A 21,347-nucleotide genomic window follows, 5' to 3' on the forward strand; every position below is an offset into this window, starting at 1 on the left:
CCGGCGGCATTTCGCCGCAACAGCAAAAGCCCGCGCTGGCAACAAATGTCACCTGCGCGGGTTTGGTGGGCGCTCACAAAGGCACGTTACAGAGGCCCACGTCAGTTATGGATTACCGAACGGCACCGGCACGCGATGCCTCCGTCGGCTTACCAAGCGATGAAGCTTGCCGCAGTCTTAGACTATCGGCGCAATGCCGGCAAAGTGCAGATACAGCGAAATGATTGCCACGACAATGACCACCGCTGCGATCAGCTTGTCGTGCAGATGCGGAAGCACCGGTTTACCGCGGCCTCGCTCGCCCAGTATATAAACGGGAATGGCCGGAGCAAAAAGAATCGTCGTGATCATAACGCCCTGAAGACCCGTCGACCACACTAGGAACAATGTGTAGATGAAGCCGAGCGTACCGAAGAAGCGGGCTTTGCCGACGCTGGGCGCATGCGGCCCGTCCAGATGCTCGTTCTTCCAGCCAATCACCATGTAATAGGCAGCCGAGCAGACATACGGAACCAGAATCGTGTTGACTGCGCAGCTATAGAAGAACTGGTAGGTGCTCGCCGCCACATACGACACGATCAAGAAGAGCTGCGTGATGCCGGAGCTCACGAGAACCGTTACCACCGGGGCGTCGTGCTTGTTCGTCTTGGCAAACGCCAGAGGGAAGGATCCCTGGCGCGCCGCCTCGAACGGCGTCTCGGACGCAATGATGACATAGCCCAGCAGCGCGCCGACCAACGAAAGGATAACGCCAAGGTTTACGATGGCAGCACCAACCGGACCGATTGCGCACTCGAGAATTCCCGCCATGGAGGGCGTTGCAAGCTGTGCCATCTCCTCGCGCGGCATAATGCCGAGCGACAGCATCGAGATGATCAGATACAGCGTGAATACAGCCGCAAATCCGAGCGCCGTCGAGCGGCCGACGTCACGCACGTACTTTGCACGGCCCGAGATAACGACAGCGCCCTCGATGCCCGTGAAGACCCAGACAAGGGCGATCATGGTCGAGACAACCTGCTCGCCAAAGCCAGGACCAGCCGGCTCTCCCCAGAAGTTGTCCATAAAGATATCGACGTTGAACTTACCCAGGAGCACGATACTCAGCACAAAGAGCCCCAGCGGCACCAGCTTCGCCAACGTGACGATCGTGTTAATGCCCGCAGCCTCCTTAACGCCACGAAGCACAAGGGTGGTAAGGAACCACAAAAACACGCTGGCGCAGACGATAGAAAGCAGGTTGTTACCCGCGCCAAACGCAGGGAAGAAATAGCCCAGCGCGCTAAACAGCAAGAGCGCAAAGCTCACGTTGGAAAGACATGCGCTGATCCAGTAGCCCCAAGCGGAGTTGAATCCAATGTAATCGCCAAAACCGGCCGCAGCGTATGCATAGATGCCGCCGGTCAGGTCGGGACGGGCCTGAGACAAACCGTTGAACACCATCATCAGCGCAAAGACGCCAATAAAGCATATTCCCCACGAGACGATAACCGCACCGGTATTTGCCCCACCTGCTGCCATATCGCCGGCAAGCGAAAAGATGCCGCCACAAATACTGGCGGTAATGACCATCATGGTCAGACGAAAGAGATCGAGGCCATTAGGGTCGATAATCTCTTCATTTTGAGCTTTAGAGGCCATTGTATGTGCACCCCCTTCATCATGTGATCGAACGAAAGATGGCCCGGACGTCCCGAATCGGGTGCCGGGCCATCGGTCAAGCGATCATCAGACTGTTACAGCTACCGCGTTAGAAGCGCAGCGACAGGCAAGAAAGGCCGCCGTCGACCTTGCGATACTCGGAGGTGTCAACGACGAGTGTCTTGTAGCCCAGATCCTGCACGGCCTTGAGCACAGTCGGATAGCCCTCGGCAACGATGACCGTACCGTTGACCCAGATGCAGTTGGCGCCGTACGCCTCGTCCTCGGGCACGACGATCTTGTTGTACTGGGCAAAGTCGGGCTTATCGATGAACTCACCAGAGACGAGCATGTTGTTGTCCTCGATGTAGTTGACGCCCGTCTTGAGGTGCAGGACCTCCTCCAGCGGAACCTCAGAACCCTCGAGGCCCCAGCCCTCGAGAATCTCACAGAACTGGCGGATGCCCTCTTCGTTGGTACGAGCGGAGCGACCGACGTAGAAATGGTCACCGACCATCATGACGTCGCCGCCGTCGAGCGTGCCCGGAGAAACGATGTGCTTGACATGCTCGTCGTCAAAGAAGCGACGGACGGCCGGCTCGATCTCGTCCTTCTCGCCGTTGCGGCTATCGGCACCGGGGTTGGTAATGATGGCGCCGCAGCGAGTGATGACGGCCGGATCTTCGACGAAGCAGCTGTCGGGATACTGCTCGAGTGCCGGCAGCACCGACACGTCAACGCCGCACTGCTCGAGCGCATGCTCGTAATCGTAGTGCTCCTCGATGGCGCGCTCGTAGATGGGCTGGCCAAGCTCGGGGGCACTCGTGATGCCATTGCTCAGGGACTTGCCGGGGCGGCGGATGATGACGTGGCTGAACTTGGTCATGATGATCCTCCTTGGATCTCTTAGCAGAGAGCGGGACTTCTTCGCGCCCGCCTTCCTTTCGATGGCTTTATCTTAGGGCGGTTTTCCTGTTTTGTATATTGTATACAATCCTGAACGGTAGGTTTTCTTCGGTAAGCGTATTCTTACGTATCGGCGCAAAGTAGCATGATTTAGCTGGTCGTTCTATAATTCAACTGAGCTATTCAAGTGAAACGTATTTGCTTTTAGAAATATACCGTTAAGGAACATAGGCTCATGGAAACGCTCAGAAGGCCCCTGAAAGACCACGTATACGACTACATTTCGAGCCGTATTGACGCCGGCGAGCTTTCGGCCGGCGACCGGCTGAGCGAGCAAGCGATCTGCGACGCCATGGGCGTGTCGCGCACGCCGGTCCGCGAAGCGCTCATCCAGCTCGCAAGCGACGGTTATCTGGACAATCTCCCCCGCCGCGGATTCCGCGTCCGTGGGTTCGATCAGCAAAACGCCGTTGAAGTCTTTGAGATTATGGGGCCGCTCGACGGGCAGGCCGCATATCTCGCCTGTCCGAACCTAACCGACGATGACATTACGCAGCTTAAATTTCTCGTCGGCTCCATGGACCTCGCGATCCAAGGCGGTCTCATCCGAAAGTACGACGACATTCAGCGAGACTTTCATCTAACGTACTTCAACCGCTGCGGCAACGACCGTCTGCGCGATATGATCTCGCAGCTCGAGCGCTGCTTTATCAAGCGCGATTACGAGACTGTCGACCAGGAGACGGCGTGCAAACTGCTCAATAAAGCCAACAACGAACATGCTCATATTCTTGAGTTGTTCGAAGCACGAGATGCGACGGGCGTGCGCGACTACGTTCGCGATGTCCATTGGAACACAGAAAACGCCCAGTTCACCGTCTGGTAGGAAACGATGCCCTTGCGGAAAGCGTGTCCCGTTATTCCCGCTCGAAACGGGTCGCAATTTCCCAACGGGGCCCCTCGAGGAAACTGCGACCCAGAATTTGAGCTCGAAACGGGATGTGGTTTCCAAATCGAGGCCCTATGGGAAACCGTGTCCCACCTTGAAGGGGAAACTGGGACGCAGTTTCCGGGCGGGGCATCAAAAACGAAGTTGCGGTGGAATAGTTCCTGGATGGGCTGGTTGATGCCCCAGATAGGAACTATTTCACCGCAAGTTATTGAAGGGCTTGGATGCCGGGACTCTTACAGATGGCGCCCCAGGAAGCGGAAGGCTAGGCGGATCCAGGGACGGACCGCCACCTGCTTGTCCTCGTTGTCGACCGCGGTGTTGGCGTTGCCGAGCGAAAGGCCGTGACCACCCTGGTCGAAGACGTGCATCTCGCATGCAACGCCCTCCTCGGCCATGCGCTGCGCAAACGGGTAGACCTGCGCGATCGGCGCCGTCTTGTCGTCGGACACGCCCCACACAAAGGTCGGTGGCATCTGACGCGAAACATGCGTGGTGGGGCAGATGTCGGCCAGATGCTCGTCAGTTGCCTCGCCGCCCGTCACCATCGACAGGTAGTCGTTGAGCAAATCGCGCCCCGTCTTGCCGCCCGTCTTGGGCACACGCAAGTCAATGCGCGGATCGCGCGTCTGCATGTCGCGCACATAGGCAAAGTCGAGCAATGGATAGCCCAGCACCACGGCATCGGGACGAATGTCGTCCGGACGCGCCCCGGCAAGTGCCGCAAAGGGGCCGGTCTTCCACTGTGTTGCCAGCGAGGCGCAAATCATGCCGCCAGCAGAAAAGCCCACGACGCACACGCGCTTAGGATCGACATGCCACTCGTCGGCGTTGGCGCGCACCGTGGCGACCATCTTGGCAAGATCTGCCTGGGGGTGCGGAAAGCTCACGTCACCCGTAGAACTCGTGACATAGTTGAGCACAAAGGCCTGGTAACCGTGATCCAAAAACGCAAACGCCACAGGATCCTGCTCATGCGGAGCGATATGCGTAAACGCACCTCCGCCACAGATAATCACCGCGGGGCGGCGGCCATTCGGTTTATCGGGCAACGGCTCGGCACCCAAATACGTAAACGTCGCCGGATAATCCTCGGTCGGCTCCTCGCTCCACAGCGCATGGTTCTCGACAATCATATGTGCTCCCTTCGCGCAAATTATGCGCCCTTGTTTTTCGCCTTCAAGCGTACCCCACTTGAACCCGTGGCGCAGAAACACTCCGGCAATAAGTTTCCCTTCAACTGATATATCACATAATCCCAGTTCAGAGGTATCGTTGAGCAGCGTAGAATAGGGGCGTTGACCAAGCCGCGAAACACATGTGAAACGTTTCCGGCAAACCAAACGCGCGATATGCGCCTATTTAAGTTGGAGGCAACTATGGGTCTGCTCGATTCGCTTAAGTCCACCTTCACCTCGACCGGCGAGGCGTCCGTTCCGCCCGCAGCAAGCTTCGCTACCCGCGAAGGCGTCATCTATGCCCCCGTCAACGGCGTGCTCGTCAACCTGAACGAGGTTCCCGACGAGACGATCGCCTCGGGCATGCTTGGCCAGGGCTATGGCATCGAGCCCATTACCGGCACCATCTATGCGCCCGCCAACGGCCGCATCGGCGCCACCACTGTCACCAACCACTCCATTGGCATGATCACCGAGGACGGTCTTCGCGTGTTCATCCATGTCGGCCTGGGCACCGTGGAAATGAACGGCAAGGGTTTTGCCCGCTTTGTCGAGATGGGCGATGTGGTCAAGGCAGGCCAGCCGCTCATCAGCTTCGACCGCGAGGCCATTAAGGCCGCTGGTCACGAGGACATCGTGACCGTCATCGTCTCCGAGCTCGATCGTCTTAAGAGCATCGACCATGTCGGCGAGTCCGGAACGCTTATCGGCGGCAACCCGCTCGTCAAGCTTGGCGACCCGCTGCTGGTAGCCAAGACCAAGTAGCCAGGCCCCGCGCCACACAGCCAAAAGGCACCTCGTCAAGCGCCCGCGACCATTTGGCCGCGGGCGCTTTTCGTTTGAAAAACCATCCCGCCAATGCCTTATCTGTATAGCCCAAATGAGCCGAGCTGCTAGAATATCGAACTGTATGGATAACTATCATTCAACCGTTATGGGAGGATACGTGAACCGCACCAAAATCGCGCAGCTCTATGCCGATGCCGAGTCGCTCGGCGGCCAGACCGTCACCGTCGCCGGCTGGGTCAAGTCCGTCCGCGACATGAAGAACTTTGGCTTTGTTACGCTCAACGACGGCAGCTGCTTCCGCGACCTGCAGGTCGTCATGAACCGCGAGGCACTCGACAACTACGACGAGATCGCCCATCAAAACGTCTCGGCCGCACTCATTTGCACCGGCACCGTCAAGCTGACCCCCGATGCGCCCCAGCCTTTCGAGCTTTCTGCCACTTCCATCGAGGTCGAGGGCACGAGCGCCCCGGATTACCCGCTGCAGAAGAAGCGCGCAACCGTCGAGTTCCTGCGCACCAAGCAGCACCTGCGCCCGCGCACCAACCTGTTCCGCGCCGTATTCCGCATCCGCTCTGTCGCGGCTGCCGCCATCCACCGCTTCTTCCAGGAGCAGGGTTTTGTCTACGTCAACACCCCCATCATCACCACGAGTGACTGCGAAGGCGCCGGCGAGATGTTCCGCGTGACCACGCTCGACCCCAAAAATCCGCCCCTCACCGAGTCCGGCGAGGTCGACTGGAGCCAGGACTTCTTTGGCAAGCATGCAAGCCTCACCGTGTCCGGCCAGCTCAATGCCGAGAACTTTGCCATGGCCTTTGGCGACGTGTACACCTTTGGCCCCACCTTCCGCGCCGAAAACTCCAACACCACGCGCCACGCCGCCGAGTTTTGGATGATCGAACCTGAGATGGCCTTTGCCGACCTTAACGACTACATGGATAACGCCGAGGCCATGCTCAAGTACGTCCTTAAGGACGTTATGGCCGCCTGCCCCGACGAGCTCAATATGCTCAACAAGTTTGTGGACAAGGGTCTGCTCGAGCGCCTGGACCATGTCGCCAACTCCGACTTTGCCCGCGTTACCTACACCGAGGCCGTCGAAATCCTGGAGCAGGCCGTCGCCGCCGGTCACAAGTTTGACTATCCCGTGAGCTGGGGCATCGACCTGCAAACCGAGCACGAGCGTTTCCTGACCGAGGAACACTTTAAGCGACCGACTTTTGTGACCGACTACCCGGCCGAGATCAAGGCCTTCTACATGCGCATGAACGACGACGGCAAGACCGTCGCCGCCGCCGACTGCCTGGTTCCCGGTATCGGCGAGATTATCGGCGGCTCCCAGCGCGAGGAGCGCCTGGATCTGCTCGAGGCCCGCATCAAGGACCTGGGCATGAATCCCGAGCAGTACAAGTACTACCTTGACCTGCGCCGCTACGGTTCCTGCAAGCACGCCGGCTATGGTCTGGGCTTCGAGCGCTTGGTCATGTATCTGACCGGCGTGGGCAACATCCGCGACGTCCTGCCGCACCCGCGCACCGTGGGCAACGCCGACTTCTAATTGTCGAACGCTAGCTCGCGTCGCCACACGCCAACGCTCATCGTACAAGCGTCTCTCGACATCGGTCGAGAGACGCTTTTTTCAACAGCATCCGTCAAGCTTTTGGCAAGTTTTTGGTCAGTTGACCAGGCCTGTTGAAAACTCGACCCGCCGTTTGCCGACGACTACCGACCGCCCAGAGCGCCCTACGCCCCTGGGAAAACCCCGCGTCCTAGGCTCCATACCGTCGCCACCCAAAACGGAAAGGACGTGGGCACCATGACCGAAGCCGCTGTTGAAACCTACGACACCACGACTAGAGGCGCCGCCTCGATGGCAGCCTATCGCGCCGTTCGCATCCTGCAACTATTAAGCGAAAACACCGGCGAGGACAAGGCCATGCTTTCCGATGAGTTGATCCGGCGCCTCGCCCATCCCGACGACCCCGCCCGCATGCCCATCTCGGCGGCGCGGCGCAGCATCTACACCGCCATCTCCGCGCTTCGCCATGCCGGATACGAAATTGAGTACAAACGCGGCGTGGGCTACAAACTTCTTACCCGCCCGCTCACCGATGAAGAGATCATCCGGCTCCACGGTATGGTCATGCGCAACCGCTCCACGCCTATCGCTATCCGCAAGAGCATGGCGCAGCACTTAGTTGCCATGGCGAGCGCCGACGTTCGCGGCTACCTCGATACACCCGAACCCGCTCCAAGCGCAGGCAGCAAGGCTACCAAGGCAACACGCACGCCCATCAAGCGCATCGACACGTGCGAGCTCGTCGAGCAGGCCATCGACCACGGAACCACGGTGAGTTTTGATATTTCGAGCGTCACGACACGTGGCGAAACCGAAGCAGCACGGATGACACTCCGTCCCTTTGCCATCAGGCAGCGCGATGGCATCTCGTATCTGCTGGGAACGGTCTACGACGCCCGAGGCGCCGATGACACGTTGCGTACTGTAGAGATTGGCCGAATGAGAAACGTCAGCACGCGCCTGCTCGACGGCAAGAAGCTCTTCGCCGCCTTGGACGAGGACGACGCCTCCTCCGCCGCATAAGACCCTCCGCCGCCCATTCGACTACCCGTACCGCCCATCCGATTCTGTATTAAAAAACCCGCCAGGCTGTTGTAAAAATGGACATCAGCGCTACTATAGTTCCACTTGAACTTTGTCCCAGTGCAGTGTTTCCAGCCATTTTTATACTGGGGGTAATGATATGAAGGACATCACCATCAGCCGCAGGAGCCTTCTGGTCTCCGCCGGCCTGCTCGCGCTCGCCCCGCTCGCCGGATGCGGCGGCAACTCTGGTTCCGGCTCCGCTGCCGCCGGTTCCGACTACACCATCGGCGTTCTGCAGCTCACCGAGCACTCCGCGCTCGATGCCGCCAACGCCGGCTTCGTCAAGGCCATCAAGAAGAGCGGCCTTAAGGTCAAGATCGACCAGAAGAACGCCCAGAACGACCAGTCCACGTGTAAGTCCATTGCCGACAAGTTTGTGGGCGACAACGTCAACCTGATTTATGCCATCGCCACGCCCGCCGCGCAGGCTGCCGCCGGCGCCACGGCCGATATCCCCATCGTGGGCTGCGCCATCACCGACTACGCCGCCTCCGGCCTGGTCCAGGACAACGACAAGCCCGGCACCAACGTCACGGGCGCTTCCGACCTCACCCCGGTCGCCGAGCAGCTCGAGATGATGCAGAAGGTCCTGCCCGACGTTAAAAAGGTCGGCCTGCTCTACTGCACCGCCGAGTCCAACTCCGACGTCCAGATCAAGGCCGCCAAGAAGGAGCTCGACAAGCTGGGCCTCGAGTACACTGACTTCACCGTCTCGAGCTCCAACGAGATTCAGTCCGTCGTCGAGTCTGCCGTGGGCAAGGTCGACGCGCTGTACTCCCCCACCGACAACACCATCGCCGCGGGTGCCTCGCAGGTCGGCCAGATCTGCAAGGAGAACAAGCTTCCCTTCGTGACCGGCGAGGAGGGTATGTGCATGGCCGGCGGCCTGTTCACCCTCTCCATCAATTACGAGGACCTAGGCTATGCCGCGGGCGAGATGGCCGTCAAGATCCTGAAGGGCGAGGCCAAGCCCGAGGACATGCCTATCAAGCACCTCTCGAGCAAGGACCTGGTCGTCGTCAAGAACGACGAGATGGCCGAGGCTCTGGGCATCGATCTTTCCGCTCTGGACGAGTAACGCCATGCGCGGTAGCGCGTCTAGGGCACGCACTCGTGCCGTTGCCGTGTTATTCAATATGTGAGCCACAGGGGCGAACGCCAAAGACCGGCGTTCGCCCTGCTTGTTACGGATGAGACAAAACATCCGGCCGCAGCTCTTTTATGCATTGTTACCGCTATCATGGTGACTCACGTGTCCACCCTATCCTAGGAGGTATAAAGCATGCTTATTGCATTGCAGGGCGCCGTTTCGCAGGGCGTCCTCTGGGGCATTATGGTGCTTGGCGTGTTTATCACGTTCCGCCTGCTCGACATCCCCGATATGACCTGCGACGGCAGCTTTGCCCTCGGCGGCTGCGTCTGCGCCGTGCTCATCGTCAATAATAATGTCGACCCGCTGCTCGCTGTTTTGGCCGGCATGTGTGCCGGTGCCATCGCGGGCGCCATCACGGGCATTTTGACCACCGTCTTTGAGATTCCCGCGATCCTCGCCGGAATCCTCACCCAGATCAGCCTGTGGTCCATCAACCTGCGCATCATGGGCAAATCCAATACGCCCATCCTTGCCAAGGGCACCATCTTCTCGTCTGTCAGCAACATGACGGGCCTGCCGCAGTCCACTGTCGCCATCATCCTGGGCATCTTGCTCGCTGTGGCTATCGTTGCCATCCTGTATTGGTTCTTTGGCACCGAGATCGGCTCGGCGCTGCGCGCCACCGGCAACAACGAGTACATGATCCGCGCCCTGGGCGTCAACACCAACTCCACCAAGATGATCGCCCTCGTGCTCTCCAACGCCCTCATCGGCCTTTCGGGCGCGCTCATCTGCCAGAGCCAGAAGTACGCCGACATTGGTATGGGCACCGGTGCCATCGTTATCGGTCTTGCTGCCATTGTTATCGGCGAGGTGCTCGGCCGCCTGCTGCCCGGCGGTCTCACTCAGTTTAGTGTCCGTCTTGCCTCCGCCATCTTTGGCTCCGTGGTGTACTTCCTTATCCGCGCCATCGTGCTGCAGTTGGGCATGGACGCCAACGACATGAAGCTGCTCTCCGCCGTAATCGTCGCCGTGGCCCTGTGCGTGCCCGTGGTTTGGGAGCGCTATAAGCTCCGCAGCTCCTACACGAAGGGGGATGAAGTAGATGCTTAAGCTCTCACACGTCAAGAAGACCTTTAACAAGGGCACCGTCACCGAGAAGCGCGCTCTTACCGGCGTCGACCTTACCCTCAATGATGGCGACTTTGTAACCGTGATCGGCGGTAACGGCGCCGGCAAGTCCACGCTGCTCAACATGATCGCCGGCGTATATCCGCTCGATTCGGGCGTTATCGAGCTCGACTGCACCGACATCTCGCGTCTGAGCGAGTCGCAGCGCGCCAAGTACCTGGGCCGCGTGTTCCAGGACCCCATGCGCGGCACCGCTGCCGACATGCAGATCGCCGAGAACCTGGCCCTCGCCAAGCGTCGCGGCCAGCGTCGCGGCCTTTCGTGGGGCGTCACCAAGGCCGAGAAAGATGGGTACGTTGAGCTGCTCAAGCGCCTGGACCTTGGTCTGGACACGCGTCTCAACGCCAAGGTCGGCCTGCTCTCGGGCGGCCAGCGCCAGGCACTCACCCTGCTGATGGCCACGCTCACCAGGCCGCGCCTGCTACTGCTCGACGAGCACACCGCGGCCCTCGACCCCAAGACGGCCTCTAAGGTGCTCAACCTGACCGAGGAGATCGTCGACGAGAACCGCCTGACCACGCTCATGGTCACGCACAACATGAGCGACGCCATCCGTCTGGGCAACCGTCTGATCATGATGCACGAAGGCCACGTGATCTACGACGTGGCGGGCGATGAGAAGAAGTCGCTCACCGTAGCCGACCTGCTGCAGAAGTTCGAGGAGGTCTCGGGCGGCGAGCTCGCCAACGACCGCATGCTGCTAAGCTAAACCTACCAAAAAGGGACAGGTTTATTTTGGCAGGTTTTATCTGCGCAAACGTCAAAACCGCCGCAAAGGGACAGACGTCCTTGCGGCGGTTTTCGCATATTATGTCGATAATCCGATATTCAACCAGACATTCTGGCTAAGGACTAAGGAAACTGCCATGAAAAGACTCCCCCGCTTTGCGTTAGCCGCCGCGTTGTTTGCCGGCGCGCTCGCAGGCATCCCAAGCCTCGCTTTCGCGGGGAACCTGCCCGCCGCTATTGACGGCTCCGTGGCCGTCATGCACACCAACGACATCCACGGCAGCTACAAGTACAGCTACAACGAAAGCAAGGGCACCGGCACTGTGGGCTTTGACGGACTGGCGGTTCTCTATAGCGCCCAGGGCAACGCCCCCGATCTTTTGCTCGATGCGGGCGACACCTTCCACGGACAGTCCTTCGCCACCATGAGCGAGGGCAAGAGCATCGCCGAGCTCATGGACACCTTCTATGCAGACGGCTACGACGCGACCACGCCGGGCAACCACGACTGGAGCTACGGCGCGGACAAGCTCCGCACCATGACCGGCCACAGCCCCACCGGCACGCCCTTCGCCATGCTCTGCGCGAACGCGAAGTCTACGAGCGGCGTATGGAGCTCGAGCATCACGAAGACGCTCGATCGCACCTGGGAGGATAGCGAGGATCAATCCACATTCGACTACAAAATCAAGGTCGGCGTCGTGGGTGCCATGGATGAGTCGCTGGAATCCTCGCTGCGCGCGGACCTGGTCGCGGGTACGTCGTTCTCGAGTGCCGCGAACGCCATCAATGCCGAGGCAGAGCAGCTGCGCAAGGAGGGCTGCGATGTTGTTGTGTGCATCGCGCACACGCTCGACGCCAAGACCTTTGCCACGCGACTCCGTGGCGTCGATGCCCTTATCGCAGGCCACGAGCACATCAACCTTAACGAGAAGGTGACGGGAGCCGACGGCAAGACAATCCACGTTGTCGAGGCGGGCAGTGCCTTTGCCGAGGTAGGACTGCTTTCCATTCCGTACAAATACGACACGAATGGCACCGAGACGACCGACGATGACACGGTCACGGTCCCTGCAGACGGCAGCAACGAGAAGCTCTACACCGCCAAGGACGTAAACGCTCTTTTGACCGACCCCAACAAGGGCTCCGCCTATCAGAGCATCCTTGATGAGGTCCACAACAACAAGATCAAGCCGCTCGACGATGCCTTTAGCGCCGCATCGAGCGAGGTGCTCGGCACGAGCTCTACCAACTATTTCTACGGCGAGGACGCCGCAGGCACGCATGGCTGGGAAATGGTGCGCACCACCGATTTCCGCCCCAGCAAGGAGGGCGACACCACCAAGGCCCAGACCATCGGCCACGTGATTTGCGGCTCCTATCTTGCCCTGACGGGCGCGGACCTCGCTATCGAAAACGCTGGCGGCATCCGCGGCGGCATCGCGGCGGGCAACGTGACCGCCGGCAACGTCATCGCCATCTCGCCCTACGGCAACACCGTGGAGACCTGGACCATGACCGGCGCGGACTTCCTCGCAGCGCTCGAGCACTCGCTACAAATCAGCGACGATTGCAACGACAGCTACGAGCTTCAGCAGGCTTATGTGGCGGCCGGTCACACCGAGCAGGAGGCGCAAGACAAGTACAAGTGGCGCGATGACTCTGGCAGCGTTCTCTCCTTTGGCGGCATCAACGTGACGATTGATTGGACGCAGCCCGAAGGCAAGCACATTGTGAGTGCCACACTCACCAAAGATGGCAGCACGCTCGACCCCGCCAAGACCTATACCGTCGCCACCAACAACTACATCATCACCAACACGACCGACTTCCCCACCTTCGCAAACGCCACCAAGCACACCGAGTGGGGTACCTGCGAGTCAGCGCTAAGGGCGCTGATCGGGCAGAACAGCTGGGAGAGCAAGATGGCCTCGCTCGCGGGCACCATCAGCTTTGGCTCCGCTGCCGTGGACCCCACGCCCACACCGGCCCCGACGCCTAAGCCCTCACCTAAGACGGACACGACGACCACGAAGGTCATCACCAAGAAGACGACCGGTAAGCTCGCTGCAACGGGAGACCGCGCGCTGGCAGTAGTTGGCGCGTGCCTTATCGGCGGCATCATCGTCATCATCCTCGGCATTATCTGGAAGCGTCGACGCTAAGCTACACCGCCGGGCCTTGCAGCCCCGCCGCGTAAACCTTATATCGAGCACAGAAGCCCGTCCGAATTTGATCGGACGGGCTTCTTGGTGGGTATCATGGTTGGACGAGCATTAGGAGGTTTTCCCTACATGGAATTGTTTGAGCCGATTCTTCATTTCTTTGAGCAACGGTGGGTCCACAACATCATCTGGGCCGTCATCTTGGCGATAGGCACCGCCGTCGCCGCCAAGGTCGTATCCAAGACCCTGAACCATCTGCTTAACCGAGACGATAACCCACTTCCGGCATCGAGTATCTTCATCAACATCGCACGCGCCGTCATCTGGATGATCGGCGGCAGCTTTATCCTCGACAACTGCTTTGGCATTAACGCAAACGCGCTCGTCGCCGCTCTTGGCGTCGGCGGCATCGCCATCTCGCTCGGCTTTCAGGACACGCTGTCAAACCTTATTGGCGGCATGCAGGTGACCTTTATGGGCATCATCAAACCCGGCGACAATATCGAGGTCGGCGGCGTATCCGGCGTGGTCCAAGACATCACTTGGCGCCATACAACGATTGAGGATGCCTGTGGACAGACCATCATTGTGCCCAACTCCAACATCTCCAAGAACACGCTCGTGCACCTCATGCCCTTTGGGCGTGTGGCTGTGCCCGTTGCCGTAAAGGACACGTCCAAGTGGGCCTCGCTCGACGCACTGGCAGACGAGCTGACCAGCGCCACCAAGGCCGCCGTGCTTCCCATCTCGGGCTTTGACAAGGAGCCCTACGTACTCTTTAGCGAAATCGGCGACTTTGGCATCAAAGGAAAGATCATCTTTATCGTCAGCGACGACAGCACTACTTTCACGGCAGCCGACGCCTGCATCCGCGCCATCGCCCCCATCATCGCCTAAAACCACCGCAAAGGGGACAGGCACCTTTGTGGTGGTTTCGCATCGTGGTACCATGGTTCATATCGTTGTTTAAACGACTAAGGGAGTAGACACCATGGAAGAGTCCTATCGTCAAGCGCGCAAGCGCGGCGAACAGGGACGCCGTCGCGCCATCAGCCAAAGCGAGCATCCATATCTTACGGACCTCGACAGCTTGGTCGCCCAGCTTCCCTGCGGGCAGCGCGAGAACATCGGCCTGCGGGACATTCCGCTCGAAATGGTCGTCGGCACGGTTACCAAAGGTCGCCAGTCCGCCTTTTCGTGTAACTTTATGCCGCTGCTCCCCTGGAATACCGAATTCGCCCGCAAATGGTCCAACCTCTACGATATCCAAATCTCCGAGGGCTACCGCGACCCCATCATCGTCACCGAGTTCATGCACCGCTTTTACGTCCAAGAGGGCAACAAGCGTGTCAGCGTCCTCAAATTCCTTGACGCTCCGACGGTTTCGGCCAAGGTGACGCGTCTGTACCCCGGTAAGTGGGATTCCGTCGAGAGCCGCCTGTACGGTGAGTTTTGCGCCTTTTGGTACGTATGCCCCCTGTACGAGATTGAGTTTTCGCGCGAGGGCAGCTACGAGATGCTTGCCAAAATGCTCGGCCAAGATCTTGTCGAAAAATGGCCTCAAAAGAAGGTCGACTACCTACGTCACACCTTCCTGCTCTTTAAGCGCGCCTATCTTCGCGCGGGCGGCGACCACTTGGACATTACGCCTGCCGATGCCATGCTCGTCTACCTCAACGTCTACAACCAGGACCGTCTGCTGGATACGCCGACGGATATCGTCGTCAACCGTCTGTGCAAGATTTGGCGCGAGCTTGTCATTGCCGGCAAAAGCGACGAGGACAAAGTCGATCTTGTCGAAGCGCCGCAGCCCAACGAGAAAGAGGGCGCACCGACAAAAGCTACCTCGGGCGTGCTCAACTTCTTTATGAGCAAGACCGTCTACTCCACTGCCAATCCCATGCGAATCGCCTTTATCCACGAGTTTCCCTGTGCCACGTCGAGCTGGGACAGCCTACACGACCAGGGCCGCCGGTATCTTGATGAGCACTTTGGCGGCATCGTGCGCACCGAGGCGTTCGAGGACTGCCACGATTCGGACGTGTTCTACGCCGCCGTCGAGACAGCCGTAAAGCACGGGGCGAACGTCATCTTCTCGACCTCACACCGGCTCATGGAATACACGCTCAGGGCGTCAGTCGAGTATCCCCAGGTGCGGTTCCTTAACTGCTCAATCGGCCTTCCCCACCAAAGCGTCCGCTCGTACTTTGGAAAGATGTACGAGGCCAAGTTCCTACTGGGCGCCCTTGCCGCCAGCATGGCCGACAACCACCGTATTGGCTACCATGCGTCGGTCTTCGCATCCGGAGCGCTCAGCGAGATCAATGCCTTTGCCATCGGTGCCTCGCTGCTCGACCCCCGCGCGCAAATTATCCTCACCTGGGGCGATGTGCCCGCCGGCGGTCTTGCCGAGGCAATGTGCCGCGAAGGCGTGAGCGTCATGACCGGCGCCGACATGTCAAAGTCGCTCGAAGACCCCACGGCCTACGGACTTCACCGCCTGGTCGATGGGAAGGTCGTTGGCATCGCCATGCCGGTATGGAACTGGGGTCGATACTACGAGCTTATCGTGCGAAGCCTGCTGCATGGCACCTGGGATGAGACCAGTGACGACAGCCAGGTTCGCGCCGTCAACTACTGGTATGGCATGAGCTCGGGTGTTATCGACATTCGCTACGCTCCGGGCCTGCCCTATCAGACGCGCAAGCTCGTTCAGCTGCTCCGCAACGGCATTGTCGAGGGCTCCATCAACCCCTTTGGCGGCGAGCTCCACAGCCAGAACGGCGTGGTACAGATCGAAGGCTTCCCTCCGCTGCCGAGCACGCAGATTGTCGAGATGAATTGGCTGGCGGATAACGTGGTAGGCACCATTCCGCAGCTCGACGATGAGCCGAAAGTCCCTGCCCTATGAAAATCCTTGCCATAGCCGATACCGAAGAACGATGCCTTTGGGAGTGCTTTCGCAAGGAACGCTTTGAGGGTGTCGACCTGATTTTGTCCGCCGGCGATCTGGACCCGGACTATCTTGAGTTTTTGGTCACAGTCATCAACAAGCCGCTCATCTACGTGCGCGGCAATCACGATGATCGCTACGCACGTCATGCACCGGGCGGATGTATCTGCGTGGAAGACAGCGTGTACACGTACCGAGGGATTCGCATTGCGGGCCTTGGCGGGTCCATGCGTTATCGCGACGGCGCCAACATGTACACCGAACGCGAGATGTCCAAGCGCATGCGTAAGCTGTCGCGTAAGGTTAGGATGGTCGGCGGGTGCGACATTCTGCTTACCCATGCGCCCGCCGCCGGTATGGGTGATCTGGACGATCTACCGCATCGAGGGTTTGAGTGCTTTAACACGGCGCTTGAGTCCTGGGGGGCCGGCTACATGGTGCATGGGCATGTACACCAAAGCTACGGTTACGATTTTCAGCGCGAGCGGCAGCATGTGTGTGGAACGACGATCATCAACGCCTGCGGCTATACGCAGTTTGAGCTCGACCAGACGCGCTACCCCATCCGTGGCTGGCAGGCAGCCTGGCTCAATTCGCAAACCATGCACCGCGAGCTCAAACGCCACGATGCCATCGAGTCCTCAACCGCCAGAACCCCCTGGTAACCACCACAAAGGCGACTGTCTACTTCGTGTTGGTTTTAACCCGAGATAGCAAGAAACCCGGTCCTGCACAAGGCAGAACCGGGTTTCTTTAGCAATGCTTGCTTTGCTCAGGCAGTAACTAGCAGTTACTCAGCCAGGAAGTCACGCTGGACAGCGGGATCGACCTTGACGCCAGGGCCCATGGTGGAAGATACGGAGATGGACTTGACGTACTTGCCCTTAGCAGAAGAGGGCTTGACGCGCAGAATCTCGGTGTACAGGGCAGCGTAGTTCTCGACGAGCTGCTGCTCAGAGAAGGACTTCTTGCCCAGGGGCACGTGGCAGATGCCGTAGCGGTCGGCGCGGTACTCAACGCGGCCAGCCTTGAGCTCGGAGACCATCTTGGCGACGTCCATGGTCACGGTGCCGAGCTTGGGGTTCGGCATGAGGCCACGGGGACCAAGGATCTTACCGATGCGGCCAACCTTGGCCATCATGTTCGGCGTAGCGATAGCGGCGTCGAAGTTGATCTCGCCCTTCTGAATCTGGGCGACGAGCTCGTCGGAACCGATGATGTCGGCGCCGGCAGCCTCAGCCTCGCGGGCCTTCTCGCCCTCGGCGAAGACGGCAACACGAACGGTCTTGCCGGTGCCGTGGGGCAGGGAGATGGAACCACGGATGTTCTGGTCAGCCTTACGAGTATCGATGCCCAGACGGAAGTGGGCCTCGACGGTCTCGTCGAACTTGGCGGTGTCGAGCTCCTTAATGAGCTTGGCAGCCTGAAGGGGGGTGTAGAGCGTGGCGCGGTCGATCTTCTCGGCAGCGGCGTTATAGCTCTTACCATGCTTAGCCATGTGCATTACCTCCTGTGGTTAAACGGGCGTGAGCCCTCCCACATCGTATCGTGTGCCCTATTGCACACATTTAACGGGCGCCCCGGTCGGAGCACCCGTCGTTACCATAAGAAATCGCTACTCAGCGATGGTGACGCCCATGGAACGGGCGGTACCGGCGATGATCTTCTTGGCGGCGTCAATGTCGTTAGCATTGAGGTCCGGCATCTTGATCTCGGCGATCTTGGTGAGCTGCTCCTGGGAGAGCTGACCAACCTTGTCGGCCTGGGGCTTAGCGGAACCAGACTTGAGGTTCAGCTCCTTCTTGATGAGGTGAGCCGCCGGCGGGGTCTTGGTGATGAAGGAGAAGGACTTATCCTCGTAGACAGAGATCTCAACGGGGATGATGTCGCCCTTCTTGTCCTGCGTCTCGGCGTTAAAGGCCTGGCAGAACTGCATGATGTTCACGCCAGCAGCGCCCAGGGCGGGGCCGACGGGAGGAGCGGGGTTAGCTGCACCAGCAGGAATCTGGAGCTTAATGACGTTGGCAACCTTCTTCTCAGCCATGGTCATTCCTTTCGAATCACGAGTGTGAAGTACTTGCTATATCGTAAGCACGCACGTGTTAGAAGCACTCCTGAGATGAGCAGTCACAGAAGAAGCACGCTCGCGCGAACGGACGAAAACTTAAGCGATGACAGCGACCTGGTTAAAGTCGAGCTCGACCGGCGTCTCGCGGCCAAAGATCATCAGCGTGACCTTGAGCTTGCCAGCCTCGGTGTTAACCTCGGAGACCTTGCCATCAAAGTCGGTAAGCGGGCCATCGGTGACGCGGACGGACGTGCCGACCTGAATATCAACCGAGGTGCGCTTGGGCGAATCGCCCTTACCGGGACGACGAGTCATCTTATTGTACTCATCGCGGGAAAGCGGTGCGGGCTTACCGTTGCCGCCTAGGAAACCGGTGACGCCGGGCGTGTTACGAACACACGTCCAAGCATCGTCATCCATCTCCATGCGGACCAGGACATAACCCGGGAAGATCTTGGAATCCTTGGTCTCGCGCTTGCCACCCTCTTTGATCTCGGTGACGCGCTCCATAGGAATCTCGATATCAAAGATACGGTCCTGCATGCCCATGGTCTCGATACGATGCTCGAGATCGGACTTTACGCGGTTCTCGTATCCGGAGTAAGTGTGAACGACGTACCAACGCTTAGACATGGTTTAGCCCCTCAATCCAGAGAACAGAGCAAGAGCCTCGCCAAAGCCAGCATCGAGCAGAGCGATGACGACGCCGACGACGACCAGAGAAGCGCAAACGACGACCGAGTAGTTCACGAGCTCCTTCTTATCGGGCCACGTGACACGCTTCATCTCGGACTTGACCGAAGCGAAATACTTCTTGGTGCGGGCGAAGAAACCAGGCTTCTCGTTCTTCTTGGACTTCGCAGCCTTCTCGTTCTTCTTGGCAACGGCCTTCTTGGCCTCAACCTTGGAGTTGGCGGCAGCGTTGTTGGCAGGTGCCGGCTGCTGAGCCTTCTTCTTGTTCTTCTTGTTGGCCATTTGGGTTACCTCCGCGCAATGCGCTTATACATGAGTAAACCGTAAGCCCCCAAGTGGGAGCTTACGGAATAATGACTGGCACGCCAGGAAGGACTCGAACCCTCAACACTCGGTTTTGGAGACCGATGCTCTACCAATTGAACTACTGGCGTATGTGACTAGAGACTAGCGAGTCTCTTTGTGCAGCGTGTGGTGACGGCACCAGGGGCAATACTTCTTGATCTCCATACGATCAGGCATGGTCGACTTGTTCTTGGTGGTCGTATAGTTGCGGCGCTTGCACTCAGTGCACGCAAGAGTAACTAGAGTACGCATGTATCCTGAACCTTTCATTTCCGCCCCGTACGGGCACGAGTTGTTACTTTATCAGCTCCACGTAAGTGCTGTCAATGAAAACCTCGAGTCAATTGGTTCTCGGTGGATCCATTCATATTTGGAACACATCAATGAAGCCATCGAGAGCTAATCGACGGTGCATCTAGGACCATTATCGATCCTCTCGACACCAGCAACGGCTCAATATCCATTGCAGAAAAGAACCCGGCACCCATATAAGTGCCGGGTTCTCTAAGTCAGCTATATCAAAGAGCTAATTTACTCAATGATCGTGGAGACGATGCCCGAACCGACGGTGTGGCCACCCTCGCGGATAGCGAAGCGCAGGCCCTCCTCCATGGCGATCGGGTGGATGAGGTCGCCCTCGATGGTGATGTGGTCACCAGGCATAGCCATCTCGGTGCCCTCGGGGAGCTTGACCGTACCGGTAACGTCGGTGGTACGGAAGTAGAACTGAGGACGATAACCATCGAAGAACGGGGTGTGACGGCCGCCCTCCTCCTTGGTCAGAACGTAGATCTCGCCGGTGAACTTGGTGTGCGGGGTAACCGAACCGGGCTTGCAGAGAACCTGGCCGCGCTCGATGTCCTCGCGCTTGATGCCGCGGAGCAGCAGACCGACGTTGTCGCCAGCCTCGCAGAAGTCCATGGACTTACGGAACATCTCGATACCGGTAACGACGGTGTTCTGGGTATCCTTGATGCCGACGATCTCGACGGGCTCGTTGAGCTTGAGCTCACCGCGCTCGACACGGCCAGTAGCAACGGTACCACGGCCGGAGATGGTCATAACGTCCTCAACGGCCATCAGGAACGGGAGGTCGTTGTTACGAGCAGGCGTCGGGATGTACTCGTCGACGGCCTTCATGAGCTCGCGAATGGCGTCCATCCACTTGGCGTCGCCCTCGAGAGCGCCCAGAGCGGAGCCACGGATGACGGGGATGTCGTCGCCGGGGAAATCGTACTCGGAGAGGAGCTCACGGGTCTCCATCTCGACGAGGTCGATGAGCTCGTCATCGTCGACCATGTCGCACTTGTTCAGGAAGACGACGATGTAGGGAACGCCGACCTGACGGGCGAGCAGGATGTGCTCGCGGGTCTGAGCCATGGGGCCGTCGGTAGCGGCGATGACCAGGATAGCGCCGTCCATCTGAGCAGCGCCGGAGATCATGTTCTTGACGTAGTCAGCGTGGCCCGGGCAGTCAACGTGAGCGTAGTGACGGGCAGCAGTCTCGTACTCGACGTGGGAGACGGAGATCGTAATGCCGCGCTCGCGCTCCTCGGGAGCCTTGTCGATGTTCTCGAACGCAGTGAAGTCAGCCTTGCAGCCCTCGGTCTCGGAGAGAACCTTGGTGATGGCGGCGGTCAGCGTGGTCTTGCCGTGGTCGACGTGACCAATGGTGCCGATGTTAACATGCGGCTTAGTGCGCTCAAACTTCTCTTTGGCCATAAAGCCCTCCTCTAAACAGGTCGTCCCCGGACGGGACTTTGCCTTTATACCATAGTGGCCTCTCAACATACTATTGAGAAGCCACCGTGTTACCTATGGTAGCGGTGACTGGATTCGAACCAGTGACGCCACGGGTATGAACCGTGTGCTCTAACCAACTGAGCTACACCGCCGGATGGAGCCTGCAACCAGACTTGAACTGGTGACCTCTTCGTTACCAACGAAGTGCTCTACCGACTGAGCTATACAGGCACTTG

The 21,347-nt window shown here is 59.0% G+C and carries 20 protein-coding genes and 3 tRNA genes; 11 read left to right on the plus strand and 12 right to left on the minus strand.

The annotated features are described in order from the left end of the window. Nucleotides 1–177: 177 nt before the first annotated feature. On the minus strand, nt 178–1,641 hold the full coding sequence (locus ABHT90_RS04765; protein WP_346981787.1) for a basic amino acid/polyamine antiporter: 1,464 nt from the start codon (nt 1,639–1,641) through the stop codon (nt 178–180). A gap of 109 nt (nt 1,642–1,750) precedes the next feature. After that, nucleotides 1,751–2,527 carry a dimethylarginine dimethylaminohydrolase family protein gene (locus tag ABHT90_RS04770; protein WP_117583089.1) on the minus strand — a complete coding sequence of 259 codons (777 nt, stop codon included), beginning with the start codon at nt 2,525–2,527 and terminating at the stop codon, nt 1,751–1,753. A gap of 255 nt (nt 2,528–2,782) precedes the next feature. Between ABHT90_RS04770 and ABHT90_RS04775 the strand changes: the two genes are divergently transcribed. Beyond that, nucleotides 2,783–3,433: a GntR family transcriptional regulator gene (locus ABHT90_RS04775; RefSeq protein ID WP_117775869.1), complete on the plus strand. Its 651-nt coding sequence runs from the start codon at nt 2,783–2,785 to the stop codon at nt 3,431–3,433. Between the two features lie 299 nt (nt 3,434–3,732). Here the strand turns inward: ABHT90_RS04775 and ABHT90_RS04780 are convergent, their stop codons facing one another. Then, on the minus strand, nt 3,733–4,632 hold the full coding sequence (locus ABHT90_RS04780; protein WP_346981788.1) for an alpha/beta hydrolase: 900 nt from the start codon (nt 4,630–4,632) through the stop codon (nt 3,733–3,735). 243 nt (nt 4,633–4,875) lie between these two features. Between ABHT90_RS04780 and ABHT90_RS04785 the strand changes: the two genes are divergently transcribed. The 10 genes from ABHT90_RS04785 to ABHT90_RS04830 all read left to right on the plus strand — a co-directional run bounded on the left by ABHT90_RS04785 (nt 4,876) and on the right by ABHT90_RS04830 (nt 16,927). Beyond that, a complete protein-coding gene (locus ABHT90_RS04785) occupies nt 4,876–5,439 on the plus strand; it encodes a PTS sugar transporter subunit IIA (RefSeq protein ID WP_040359007.1) in 564 nt (187 codons plus the stop codon). Nucleotides 5,440–5,620: 181 nt separating this feature from the next. Beyond that, nucleotides 5,621–7,024 carry an asparagine--tRNA ligase gene (gene asnS, locus ABHT90_RS04790; protein ID WP_346981789.1) on the plus strand — a complete coding sequence of 468 codons (1,404 nt, stop codon included), beginning with the start codon at nt 5,621–5,623 and terminating at the stop codon, nt 7,022–7,024. A 258-nt stretch (nt 7,025–7,282) separates the two neighbouring features. Then, entirely contained in the window at nt 7,283–8,068 is a 786-nt protein-coding gene (locus ABHT90_RS04795) for a hypothetical protein (RefSeq protein ID WP_196032551.1), read from the plus strand. Nucleotides 8,069–8,228: 160 nt separating this feature from the next. Beyond that, the gene (locus ABHT90_RS04800; RefSeq protein ID WP_346981790.1) at nt 8,229–9,209 is read left to right on the plus strand and encodes an ABC transporter substrate-binding protein; all 981 of its coding nucleotides are present in this window, start codon (nt 8,229–8,231) and stop codon (nt 9,207–9,209) included. Nucleotides 9,210–9,413: 204 nt separating this feature from the next. Then, complete coding sequence (locus ABHT90_RS04805) at nt 9,414–10,337, plus strand: ABC transporter permease (protein WP_346981791.1); 924 nt, start codon at nt 9,414–9,416, stop codon at nt 10,335–10,337. After that, nucleotides 10,330–11,124: an ABC transporter ATP-binding protein gene (locus ABHT90_RS04810; protein WP_346981792.1), complete on the plus strand. Its 795-nt coding sequence runs from the start codon at nt 10,330–10,332 to the stop codon at nt 11,122–11,124. The genes ABHT90_RS04805 and ABHT90_RS04810 overlap by 8 nt, the downstream gene beginning before the upstream one ends. Nucleotides 11,125–11,281: 157 nt before the next feature. Continuing rightward, nucleotides 11,282–13,309 (plus strand): bifunctional metallophosphatase/5'-nucleotidase, encoded by a 2,028-nt coding sequence (locus ABHT90_RS04815; protein ID WP_346981793.1) that lies wholly within the window; start codon nt 11,282–11,284, stop codon nt 13,307–13,309. A gap of 129 nt (nt 13,310–13,438) precedes the next feature. Further along, complete coding sequence (locus ABHT90_RS04820) at nt 13,439–14,206, plus strand: mechanosensitive ion channel family protein (RefSeq protein ID WP_195544454.1); 768 nt, start codon at nt 13,439–13,441, stop codon at nt 14,204–14,206. Nucleotides 14,207–14,300: 94 nt separating this feature from the next. Continuing rightward, nucleotides 14,301–16,220, plus strand: coding sequence for a BMP family ABC transporter substrate-binding protein (locus tag ABHT90_RS04825; protein WP_346981794.1), 1,920 nt, complete (start codon nt 14,301–14,303; stop codon nt 16,218–16,220). Beyond that, on the plus strand, nt 16,217–16,927 hold the full coding sequence (locus ABHT90_RS04830) for a metallophosphoesterase family protein (RefSeq protein WP_346981795.1): 711 nt from the start codon (nt 16,217–16,219) through the stop codon (nt 16,925–16,927). The genes ABHT90_RS04825 and ABHT90_RS04830 overlap by 4 nt, the downstream gene beginning before the upstream one ends. Before the next feature lie 125 nt (nt 16,928–17,052). Here the strand turns inward: ABHT90_RS04830 and rplA are convergent, their stop codons facing one another. From rplA to ABHT90_RS04875, 9 genes are all read right to left on the minus strand, one after another. Then, the gene (rplA, locus tag ABHT90_RS04835) at nt 17,053–17,760 is read right to left on the minus strand and encodes a 50S ribosomal protein L1 (protein WP_022093892.1); all 708 of its coding nucleotides are present in this window, start codon (nt 17,758–17,760) and stop codon (nt 17,053–17,055) included. 117 nt (nt 17,761–17,877) lie between these two features. Beyond that, nucleotides 17,878–18,306, minus strand: a complete 429-nt coding sequence (gene rplK, locus ABHT90_RS04840; RefSeq protein ID WP_022093893.1) for a 50S ribosomal protein L11 — start codon at nt 18,304–18,306, stop codon at nt 17,878–17,880. Between the two features lie 120 nt (nt 18,307–18,426). After that, nucleotides 18,427–18,963 carry a transcription termination/antitermination protein NusG gene (gene nusG / locus ABHT90_RS04845; RefSeq protein ID WP_006234984.1) on the minus strand — a complete coding sequence of 179 codons (537 nt, stop codon included), beginning with the start codon at nt 18,961–18,963 and terminating at the stop codon, nt 18,427–18,429. A 3-nt stretch (nt 18,964–18,966) separates the two neighbouring features. Further along, nucleotides 18,967–19,305 (minus strand): preprotein translocase subunit SecE, encoded by a 339-nt coding sequence (secE, locus tag ABHT90_RS04850; RefSeq protein WP_117635375.1) that lies wholly within the window; start codon nt 19,303–19,305, stop codon nt 18,967–18,969. A gap of 76 nt (nt 19,306–19,381) precedes the next feature. Continuing rightward, nucleotides 19,382–19,457 (minus strand) — tRNA-Trp (locus ABHT90_RS04855). Nucleotides 19,458–19,470: 13 nt separating this feature from the next. After that, nucleotides 19,471–19,620, minus strand: a complete 150-nt coding sequence (rpmG, locus tag ABHT90_RS04860) for a 50S ribosomal protein L33 (protein WP_022093895.1) — start codon at nt 19,618–19,620, stop codon at nt 19,471–19,473. Between the two features lie 279 nt (nt 19,621–19,899). After that, a complete protein-coding gene (gene tuf / locus ABHT90_RS04865) occupies nt 19,900–21,090 on the minus strand; it encodes an elongation factor Tu (RefSeq protein ID WP_035137538.1) in 1,191 nt (396 codons plus the stop codon). 96 nt (nt 21,091–21,186) lie between these two features. Continuing rightward, nucleotides 21,187–21,263, minus strand: a tRNA-Met gene (locus ABHT90_RS04870). Between the two features lie 3 nt (nt 21,264–21,266). Beyond that, a tRNA-Thr gene (locus tag ABHT90_RS04875) sits at nt 21,267–21,342 on the minus strand. Nucleotides 21,343–21,347 lie beyond the last annotated feature (5 nt).

The sequence above is a fragment of the Collinsella aerofaciens genome (assembly GCF_039758815.1).
GTDB lineage: Bacteria > Actinomycetota > Coriobacteriia > Coriobacteriales > Coriobacteriaceae > Collinsella > Collinsella aerofaciens_BP.